The sequence below is a fragment of the Burkholderia sp. Ac-20345 genome (assembly GCF_017104825.1).
GTDB lineage: Bacteria > Pseudomonadota > Gammaproteobacteria > Burkholderiales > Burkholderiaceae > Burkholderia > Burkholderia lata_B.
On the sequence record NZ_JAAGPO010000496.1, the window covers coordinates 1 to 1,214 of the forward strand.

Annotated in this window: 1 protein-coding gene and 1 pseudogene; both read left to right on the plus strand. The window is 73.1% G+C overall.

Annotated elements, in window-relative coordinates:
• A pseudogene (gene mdcG / locus G3O06_RS48235) lies at positions 1–504 on the plus strand (malonate decarboxylase holo-[acyl-carrier-protein] synthase); the annotation flags it as partial.
• Positions 501–1,214, plus strand: a 714-nt coding sequence (locus tag G3O06_RS48240; protein WP_205820456.1) for a triphosphoribosyl-dephospho-CoA synthase, incomplete at its 3' end; no start/stop codon positions are given. The pseudogene mdcG and the gene G3O06_RS48240, both read left to right, overlap by 4 nt.

Consider the following 1,214-nt stretch of genomic DNA (forward strand, 5'->3'; position numbering starts at 1 on the left):
TAGGCCGATGCCGGCCGCGTGCCGCTCGGCCTGCCGCTGCCGCCTTCCGCGGGCAAGCGGCGCATCGCATTGAATGTGGCCGCAGACGTGCTCGCGACGGTCGGCCCGCTGCCCGCGTTGGCCGACGTGCTTGCCGCCGCGCCAGACACATGGCACACGGCGTTGCGCGAACTCGATGCGCTCGGCGCGCGTTGCGGCGTGCAGGGCCGCGTGTTCGGCAGCCTCGCATGGCAGGCGCTGACGGGCGAGCCCTACCTGGGGGCGTCGTCCGATCTCGACATCGTGTTCCCGCTGCCGGATGCCGTATCGATCGCGGCGCTGCTCGACGGCCTCGCGGCGATCGACGCGCATGCGCCGATGCGAATCGACGGCGAACTGCTGCGTGACGACGGCGCGGGCGTCAACTGGCGCGAACTGCATGTGCGGCAGCCTGAAGTCGCGGTCAAGACCGCGATCGCCGTCGAACTGATGCCGGCGAGCGCATTCATCGGAGGCGAGCGATGAGCGCATGGGCTGCCTGCCGCGTACCGGCGCCGTCCGAAGCCGAACGCATCGCCGACCTGGCCGAGCGCAGCCTCGTGCTCGAAATCGAGACCTATCCGAAGCCGGGGCTCGTCAGTCATGTCGACACCGGCAGCCACACCGACATGGATGCCGCGACGTTCGCCCGCAGCGCCGCCGTGCTGCGGCCGTACTTCGCCGAGCTGGCCGACGCGGGCGCACGCGATGCGGACATGGCCGTGCTGCGCAAGATCGGCCTGCGCGCCGAGCACGCAATGCTCGCCGCGACCGGCGGCGTCAATACGCATCGCGGCGCGATCTTCGGGCTCGGGCTGCTGTGTGCGGCTGCGGGCCGGCGTGCGATGCCGGGAACCGTGCCGGGCGGGATGACGCTCGGCGCGTTCGTCTCCCGCCGCTGGGGTGCCGATATCCTCGGCGGCCCGCGCCTGCCCGACAGCCACGGCGAGCGTGCGAGCCGCCGCTACGGCGTCGGCGGCGCGCGTCGCGAGGCGGCCGACGGGTTCACGACCGTCTACGCGGTCGGGCTGCCCGCGCTGCGCCGCGCGCAGCGTGACCTGCCGGGCGACCGGGAAGCCGCGCGCGTCGATGCGTGCTTCGCGCTGATCGCCGCGCTCGACGACACGAACCTGCTGCACCGGGGCGGGCAGGCCGGTCTCGACTTCGCGCGGGCGACCGCACGAAGTCGAGACCGG